7 protein-coding genes are annotated in these 8,464 nt (G+C 72.6%); 4 read left to right on the forward strand and 3 right to left on the reverse strand.

The annotated features are described in order from the left end of the window. Positions 1-2,067: a bifunctional anthranilate synthase component I family protein/aminotransferase class IV gene (locus ACFYE3_RS18380; protein WP_387611716.1), complete on the forward strand. Its 2,067-nt coding sequence runs from the start codon at positions 1-3 to the stop codon at positions 2,065-2,067. Here ACFYE3_RS18380 and ligM read toward each other — a convergent pair. The 3 genes from ligM to ACFYE3_RS18395 all read right to left on the reverse strand — a co-directional run bounded on the left by ligM (position 2,064) and on the right by ACFYE3_RS18395 (position 5,281). Next, positions 2,064-3,473: a vanillate/3-O-methylgallate O-demethylase gene (gene ligM / locus ACFYE3_RS18385; protein WP_387611718.1), complete on the reverse strand. Its 1,410-nt coding sequence runs from the start codon at positions 3,471-3,473 to the stop codon at positions 2,064-2,066. The genes ACFYE3_RS18380 and ligM overlap by 4 nt on opposite strands. 63 nt (positions 3,474-3,536) lie before the next feature. Next, positions 3,537-4,391 carry a formyltetrahydrofolate deformylase gene (gene purU, locus ACFYE3_RS18390; protein ID WP_387611728.1) on the reverse strand — a complete coding sequence of 285 codons (855 nt, stop codon included), beginning with the start codon at positions 4,389-4,391 and terminating at the stop codon, positions 3,537-3,539. Between the two features lie 17 nt (positions 4,392-4,408). Further along, positions 4,409-5,281, reverse strand: coding sequence for a methylenetetrahydrofolate reductase (locus ACFYE3_RS18395; protein ID WP_387611721.1), 873 nt, complete (start codon positions 5,279-5,281; stop codon positions 4,409-4,411). Between the two features lie 215 nt (positions 5,282-5,496). On the opposite strand from ACFYE3_RS18395, the gene ACFYE3_RS18400 reads away from it, so the two are divergent. The 3 genes from ACFYE3_RS18400 to ACFYE3_RS18410 form a co-directional block, all read left to right on the forward strand. Beyond that, a complete protein-coding gene (locus ACFYE3_RS18400; protein WP_387611730.1) occupies positions 5,497-6,630 on the forward strand; it encodes an L-talarate/galactarate dehydratase in 1,134 nt (377 codons plus the stop codon). 145 nt (positions 6,631-6,775) lie between these two features. Continuing rightward, positions 6,776-8,044, forward strand: a complete 1,269-nt coding sequence (locus ACFYE3_RS18405) for an ABC transporter substrate-binding protein (RefSeq protein WP_387611723.1) — start codon at positions 6,776-6,778, stop codon at positions 8,042-8,044. Between the two features lie 125 nt (positions 8,045-8,169). Further along, positions 8,170-8,464 (forward strand): ATP-binding cassette domain-containing protein (locus tag ACFYE3_RS18410; RefSeq protein ID WP_387611726.1); only part of this gene is annotated, 295 nt, incomplete at its 3' end.

Below are 8,464 nucleotides of genomic sequence, written 5' to 3' on the forward strand. Positions count from 1 at the left end.
ATGGCGAGGGAGGAGATCCTCACCGGGCTCCGGCTGTCCCCGGTGCAGATGCTGCGGGCCCTGCGGGACCAGCCCGGGCTGGTGGGGCTGTTCGGCGACTGGCACGACGGCGACACCGTGATCGGCGTCCGGCCGCTGCGCGTGCTGGGCCCCGACGAGGACCCCTTCGCCGCCCTGGACGCCCAGGCCCCGGAGGAGGTCGATCCCGGGGAGGACGGCCCCGGGCCGGCCTTCGGCGGCGGCTGGATCGGCTACCTCGGCTACCAGCTGGCCCGGCGGCTCGAGCGGCTCCCCGCGGCCCCGCCGCGCCCGGCACGGCTGCCGGACCACCACCTCGGGTACTACGACCACGTCCTGCGCCACCGCGCCGCGGACGGCGCCTGGGTGCTCGAGTGGCTCCCCGGCACGGACCCGGCCCGGGTGGCGGCCGCGCGGCAGCTCGCCCGGACGGCGCCGGACGCCCTGCACGCGCCCTCGCCCTATCGGTGCGGGCCCTTCACGGCCGACGCCTCGGCGGCCGCGCACGCCGCCGCGGTGACCGCGGTGCTGGGCCACATCCGCGACGGCGACGTCTTCCAGACCAACATCTGCCGCGGTCTGGCGGCCGGTTTCGAGGGCGACCCGCTGGACCTGTTCTGCGCCGGCCAGGAGGCCCTGGCCCCGCGCTTCGCCGCCTTCCTGCGCCTGCCGGAGGGGGCGGTGGCGAGCCTGTCCCCGGAGCTGTTCCTGCGCCGCACCGGGCGGACGGTCCTGACGTCCCCGATCAAGGGCACCGCCCCGGCGGCGAGCGACCCCGCGGCGCTGCACGCCTCGGTGAAGAACCGGGCGGAGAACGTCATGATCGTGGACCTGATGCGCAACGACCTCTCCCGGGCGTGCGTGCCCGGGTCGGTGCGGGCCCCCGCGGCGCCCCGGGTGGAGCCCCACACCGGGGTCCACCACCTGGTGGCGGACGTGCACGGGCAGCTGCCCCCGGGGCTCGGGGACGGGGCGCTGCTGCGGGCCACGTTCCCGCCGGGGTCCTGCACGGGCGCGCCCAAGATCCGGGCCATGGAGATCGTCAACGCGCTCGAGCCCGCAGCCCGCGAGGTCTACACGGGGGCGATCGGCTGCGCGGGCCCGGCCGGTCTCGTGCTCAACGTGGCGATCCGCACCTTCGAGTTCACCGGCGACCGGGTCCGGCTGGGAGTGGGCGGCGGGATCGTGGCCGACTCCGACCCCGCAGACGAGGCACACGAGACGCTCGTGAAGGCGGTGCCCCTGCTCGACGCCGTCGGGGCCGTGCTGGACGAGGACCTCCGGGGGGACTGGGACGGGCACCGGCCCGCGACCGTCCTCGAGCTCCTCCCGGCCCTGCCGGTCCTCCCGCCGGTCCGGGCGGAGGGGGTGTTCACCACGCTGCTCGTGCGCGAGGGCGAGCCCGTGGACCTCGAGGCCCACCTCGAGCGGCTCGGCGCCAGCTGCCTCGCCTGCTGCGGCGCGGCCCTGCCCGCGGGCGTCCACGGCGAGGTGGTGGACCGGGCCGCCGCGCTCCCCGGCCCCCACCGGCTGCGGATCACCGCGGTGCCCGCCCCGGGAGGCGCCCTGACCGTGACGGTCACGGCCACGGCCCTCCCGCCGGAGCCGGTGCCGCCGTGGCGGCTCGTCCCCGTCCGGCTGCCCGGCGGCCTCGGCGGGCACAAATGGGCGGACCGCCGGGCGCTCGCCCACGAGCCGGTCCCGGGACTGTGGTCGCGCAGCTGCGACCCGCTGCTCGTGGACGCCGACGGCACGCTCCTGGAGACGGGCCGGGCCAACGTCTTCGTCGTCGTCGACGGCGCCGTGCTCACCCCGCCCGCGGACGGCCGGATCCTGCCCGGCGTGGTGCGCGCCCGCGTGCTGGCGGCGCTGCGCGCCGCCGGCGCGGACGTCCGCGAGCGCCCGGTGCGGTGGGAGGAGCTCGCCCGCGCCACCGAGGTGTTCGTCACCAACTCGGTGGCGGGCGTGCACCCCGTCGGGGCGGTCGACGGCGTCGGGCGGTGGGAGCCCGGGCCCGTGCTGCGCGCCCTCGGGCCGCTCCTCGGCTAGCGCCCGGCCGAGGCGGTCCGCCAGCCGCCGTGGTAGTCCTGGCGCACCACCTCGGAGTAGGGCACCGGGCTGACCACGGCGCGGACCTCGAGCTGCTCGTGCGGCTCCACGGTCGTCTTGCGGCTGCCGCCGTCCGGCTCGCCCCAGACCACCTTCAGCTCGGTGCCCTCGGGCACGTTCGGGTCGACGGTGGCCAGGGACAGGCCCTTGCGCTCGTTGTAGCTGTAGCCGGTGAACATGGACAGGCCCACGGTGCGGCCGTCGGCGTCGACCACCGCGTCGTAGTTGGACGAGCCGTAGTTGGCCAGGGGCAGGTCGAAGTACTTGTAGTCCGGGCCCTCGGTGTCGAAGAGGGAGGCGAAGATCTTCGTCATGTCCTCGGCGTTCCACGCCAGGGTCGCCTTGCGGCGCTGCGCGGCGGGGTCCATGGCCTCCAGCGCGTCGCGTCCGATGAAGTCGTGGTCGAACTTCACGAACGACCCGTAGCCCAGCTCCCACGGCGTCAGGTAGTAGTCCTCGATGTTCTCGGAGACGAAGCTGCCGGCGAGCGCGTTGGTGGCCTCGTAGCTGTCCGCCCCGAGCCACTTCCGGTAGTCCGCCGTGCCCTCGCCCGTGTAGATCGCCGGCAGCGGGGACGGGATCCAGCCCGACTCGAGGGTGTTCGAGGGGTACGCCCGGGCGCCGACGGGCACGATGCCGAACTCGGCGCCGACCTCGAGGATCGTGGTCCGGACCTGGTCGTAGGACTCGTAGGGGCCCCAGATCTCCAGGCCGGGGGCGCCGGCCATGCCGTGGCGCAGGGTGCGGACCTGGGCGCCGCCGACGCTCATGCGGTCCATCGTGAAGAACTTCAGCTGCTCGAGCGGCCCGCCGTTGAGCTTCTCGATGATCTGCCACGCACTGGGGCCCTGGATCTGGAAGCGCCAGTACTTCCGGACCACGGGCTTGCCCATCGGGCGGGACGGGGAGCGGCGGTCGACCTCGATGTCGACGTCGTAGCCGCCGGTCTCGCCGTGGTAGAGCAACCAGTTGGCGGCGGGGGCGCGGCCCACGTAGACGTACTCGTCCTCCTCCTGGTGGAAGAGGATGCCGTCGCCGATGACGTGGCCGGCCGGGGTGGTGGGCACGTACTGCTTCGCCTTGTTCACGGGGAACGTCTTCGTGCTGTTGATCGCGGTGTCCGAGATCAGGCGCAGCGCGTCCTTGCCGCGGATGAACAGGTTGTCCATGTGGTGGGACTGGTCGTAGAGCACGGCGGTCTCCCGCCACGCCTTCTGCTCGCTGCGCCAGTTGTGGAACTCGGGCGCGACGACGGGGTAGACGTACGCGCCGATCTGCGAGTTGCGCAGCAGCTCGACGGTGCCGTTCGAGGCGTCGAGGACGTCCTGGAGAGTGCGGGGTGCCACGGTGAACTCCTTCTCTGCGGTGGTGCCCCGTCCGCGCTCGCGCCGACGGGGCGGGGACGGGGATCAGAACACGATGGTCTGGCGGTCGTGGCGGATGATGCGGTCCTGGCAGTGCCACAGCACGGCGCGGGAGAGCACCTGCCGCTCCACGTCCGCGCCGCGGCGGGCGAGCTCCTGCGCGGAGTCCCGGTGCGAGGCCCGGACCACGTCCTGCTCGATGATCGGGCCCTCGTCGAGGTCCTCGGTGACGTAGTGCGCGGTGGCGCCGATGATCTTCACGCCCCGCTCCTTCGCCTTCCGGTAGGGCTCGGCCCCGATGAAGGCGGGCAGGAACGAGTGGTGGATGTTGATCACCGGCACCCCGACCTCGGCCAGGAACGAGGAGGACAGGATCTGCATGTAGCGGGCGAGGACCACGAGGTCGACGTTGCCCTGCAGCAGGCGCAGGTGCTCCGCCTCGGCCGCCGCCTTGTCCTGGGCGGGGACGTGGAAGAACGGGATGCCGAAGCCGCGGACGTCCTCGGCCATGTCGGGGTGGTTGGAGACGACCATGGCGATCGTCATGGGCAGCTCCCCCCGGCGCTGGCGCCAGATGAGGTCGAGCAGGCAGTGGTCGGACTTCGAGGCGAAGATCGCCACCCGCCGCGGCACCGAGAGGTCCGTGAACCGCCACTCCAGCTCGAATCCGTCCGCGAGGGCCGTGCCGAGGTCCTGCTCGAGCGCGGGGCGCAGCGCCGGGTAGCCGGACAGGTGGAAGACCGTGCGCTGGAAGAACGCCCCGCCCTCGGGGTCGTCCGAGTGCTGGTCGAGGGAGACGATGTTCGCGCCGTGCCGGGCGAGGACCTCGGTGACGACGGCGACGATCCCCGGCTGGTCCCGGCCGTGCACCACGAGGCTGGCGTGGTCCGGGCGGAGCATCGACGGGCGGGCCGCGCTCACGGGGTCCGCCCGTCCGCCGCGAACTCGCGGACCCACTCGGCCGTGGCCCGCAGCCCGCCGAAGGTGTAGAAGTGCAGCAGCACCTGCCCGTGGACGGCGGGGTCGTGGCCGGCGGCGAGGTCGCGCAGGAAGCGGTCCGGGCCCGCGGTGCCCAGCAGGTTGGTCAGGGAGAAGCCGTACTTCTGGACGATGCCGGCCGAGGTGCCCACGCCGAAGCGGCGCGCGTAGCCGAGCAGGCGCTTGACGCCCGCCGGCCCCGGCACCCCGATCCGCACCGGGGCGTCGACGCCGTGGCGGCGCACCTCGGCCAGCCACTCCAGGACCGGGTCCTTGTCGAAGCCGAACTGGGTGATGACCTCGGGCTCGAGGCCCTGCTCGCGGATCGCGGCCGTCTTGTCGGTCAGGGCGGACCACAGGGTGGCGTCGTCGATGCCGGGGTGGCCCTCCGGGTAGCCGCTGACGCCCACCCCCCGCACGCCGTGCCGCTGGAGCACCCCGGTGCGGATGACGGAGAGGGAGTCCTCGTAGGGACCCTCCGGGGTCTCGGGGTCCCCGCCCACCACGAAGACGTGCTCGGCGGCGCCGACCTCCGCGAGCGCCGCGAGGAACTCCTCGAGCTCGGCCTGGGAGCGCAGCCTCCGCGCCGAGAGGTGGGGCACGGGGACGAACCCGTGCTCCCGCACCGCCCGGGCCGCGGCCACGCGCACGGTCAGGTCCTCGTTGCCGAGGAAGGTCACGTTGATCCTGGTCCCCGGGGGGACCACGGCGGCGGCCTCCTCCAGGGCCGGCACGTCCTTGCCCGTCATCTCGAGGGAGAAGTCCCGGAGCAGCGCGGCGGCCGCTCCGGTGCGGGGCGTGTCGATCGGCATCGATCCACATCCTTTCCGCGGGGCGTGCCCGGGGACGGGCCACGCGGGCGTGGGGTTCACACGGTCTCGTCGCCAGTGTTGCAGGTCACAATAACTATGTACAGAGTGTTTCGATGCCGAACCGGTCGCGCGCACCCGCAGGCACTAGTCATACAAATTTATTACTTGTACTATTCATCCTGACCACCGCCGCCGAGACCCGCGAGGATCCCGCCATGCCGTACACCCCGGACGCCGTCCGCCACGTCAAGCTCTCCACCGCCACCCTGCCGCTGAGCACCCCGATCTCCGACGCCAAGGTCTTCACCGGCCGGCAGCGGCCGATGACCGAGGTCGTGTTCCTCTTCGCCGAGATCGCCACGGAGCAGGGGCACACCGGGGTGGGCTTCAGCTACTCCAAGCGGGCCGGCGGCCCCGCCCAGTACGCCCACGCGAAGGAGGTGGCCGAGGGCCTGATCGGCGAGGACCCCAACGACATCGCCAAGGTGTACGACAAGCTGCTGTGGGCGGGCGCCTCCGTGGGGCGCTCCGGCGTGGCCACCCAGGCGCTGGCCGCGATCGACGTGGCCCTCTGGGACCTCAAGGCCAAGCGGGCCGGGCTGCCGCTGGCCAAGCTGCTGGGCGCCCACCGGGACTCCGTGCGGACCTACAACACCTCCGGCGGGTTCCTCAACGCCTCCCTGGAGGAGGTCAGGGACCGCGCCACGCGCTCCCTCGAGGAGGGCATCGGCGGGATCAAGATCAAGGTGGGCCTCCCCGACTCCGCCGAGGACCTGCGGCGGGTCGCAGGCGTCCGCGAGCACATCGGCGCGGACGTGCCCCTGATGGTCGACGCCAACCAGCAGTGGGACCGCGCCACGGCTCTGCGCATGGGCCGCCGGCTGGAGGAGTTCGACCTCGTCTGGATCGAGGAGCCCCTGGACGCCTACGACGCCGAGGGCCACGCCCAGCTGGCCGCCGCCCTGGACACGCCCATCGCCACGGGCGAGATGCTCGCCTCCGTCGCCGAGCACGTCCGCCTGATCGAGAGCCGGGCCTGCGACATCATCCAGCCCGACGCCCCGCGCGTGGGAGGCATCACCCAGTTCCTGCGTCTGACCGCCCTGGCCGACCAGCGCGGCCTGGGACTGGCCCCCCACTTCGCCATGGAGATCCACCTGCACCTGGCGGCGGCCTATCCGCGGGAGCCGTGGGTGGAGCACTTCGACTGGCTCGACCCGCTCTTCGAGGAGCGCCTGGAGACCCGGGGCGGACGCATGCTCGTCCCCGACCGTCCCGGGCTGGGCGTCACGCTCAGCAGCCAGGCCCGCGCCTGGACCACGGACAGCGTGGAGTTCGGCAGCGCGTAGGACCCCTTGCCGGCGCCCCAGGGATGCCGGCGCGACACGGCCGGAAAATCCCGCGCGCCCTCTTGACCCGTGAGGCAGGTCACAGCTACGCTCGGGAAAACGCTTTCCAGAACGCGTTGCCTCGACCCTAGGAGACATGATCAGCATGAAGCGAACGGGAACTCTCGCGAAGGCCGCCACCGTCCTCAGCGTGTCGGCGCTGGCCCTGACCGGCTGCGGCGCCGCCGACGACGCGAGCGCCGACGGCAACGTCGAGCTGCGCTTCGCCTGGTGGGGCTCGGACACCCGCCACCAGCAGACGCAGGAGATCATCGACGCCTTCGAGGAGCAGAACCCGGGGGTCACGATCACGGGCGAGTACGGCGACTTCGGCGGCTACTGGGACAAGCTGGCCACCCAGACGGCCTCCAGCGACGCCCCCGACATCATCCAGATGGACGAGAAGTACCTGCGCGAGTACGCCGACAACGGCGCGCTGCTGGACCTCTCCGACGTGGACGTCGCCGCGATCGACGAGGGGGTCGTGGACAGCGGCCGCACCGAGGACGGCCTCTTCGGCGTGGCCACGGGCGTCAACGTGATGGCGATGATGGCGAACCCGACCATCTACGAGGAGGCCGGGGTCGAGCTGCCGGACGACTCCACGTGGACCTGGGACGACTTCTCCGAGGTCTCCCAGCAGATCGCCGAGAACACGGACGTCCACGGCACCAGCGGCCCGAACGAGCCGGCCGGCTTCCAGATCTGGTTGCGCCAGCAGGGCAAGGAGCTGACCACGCCCGAGGGCGAGCTCGGCTTCGAGGCGAGCGATGCCGCCGGCTACCTGGGCATGTGGCACCGGATGATGAAGGACGGCGCCCTGCCCCCGGCCTCGGTGGTCACGGAGGACCAGGAGCCGGGTCCCGACCAGTCGCTGACCGGCACCAACGGGGCGGCCATGGGCATGTGGTGGACCAACCAGCTGAGCGCCCTCAACGCCGCGTCCGGCAACGAGCTGGTCCCGCTCCGGTTCCCGAGCACGGAGAGCGGCGACCACCAGCTCTTCCAGAAGTCGGCGATGTTCATGTCCGCCTCCGCCCGCACCGAGCACCCGGAGGAGGTCAAGGCGTTCATCGACTTCATGGTCAACAGCGAGGAGGCCGGCAAGATCAACCTCGCGGACCGCGGCCTGCCCGCCAACGAGACGGTGCGCGAGGCCGTGCTGCCCGAGCTCAGCGAGGCGGACACCGCGGCCGCGGAGTTCATCGAGGAGATCCAGCCCGAGCTGGGCGAGGCGCTGCCGGTCCCGCCGCTGGGCTTCAGCACGCTGCAGGAGATCATCTACCGCTACGAGCTCGACGTGCTCTTCGAGCGCGCGACCCCCGAGGAGGCCGCCGAGCGCATGATGTCCGAGATGGAGTCGGCGATCAGCTGACCCCCGCACGCTCCGCGGGCGCCGGACGACACCGTCCGGCGCCCGCGGCTCCACCTGCCCCGCACGGCGGGGCACCCACTCACTTCGGATCGTCGGGCACGCACCTGCCCGTGGAGGGACACATCATGGCAACCGTGACGTTCGACAGCGCCACCCGCTTCTATCCGGGCGGGGAGAAGCCCGCGGTGGACCGGCTCGACCTCGAGATCGCGGACGGGGAGTTCCTCGTCCTGGTCGGCCCCTCCGGGTGCGGGAAGTCCACGTCCCTGCGGATGCTCGCGGGGCTCGAGGACGTGAACGCCGGGCGGATCCGCATCGGCGACCGCGACGTCACCGACGTCCCGTCCAAGGACCGGGACATCGCCATGGTCTTCCAGAACTACGCCCTCTACCCGCACATGAGCGTGGCGGAGAACATGG

It is taken from the genome of Kocuria arenosa (assembly GCF_042879215.1).
Lineage (GTDB): Bacteria > Actinomycetota > Actinomycetes > Actinomycetales > Micrococcaceae > Kocuria > Kocuria arenosa.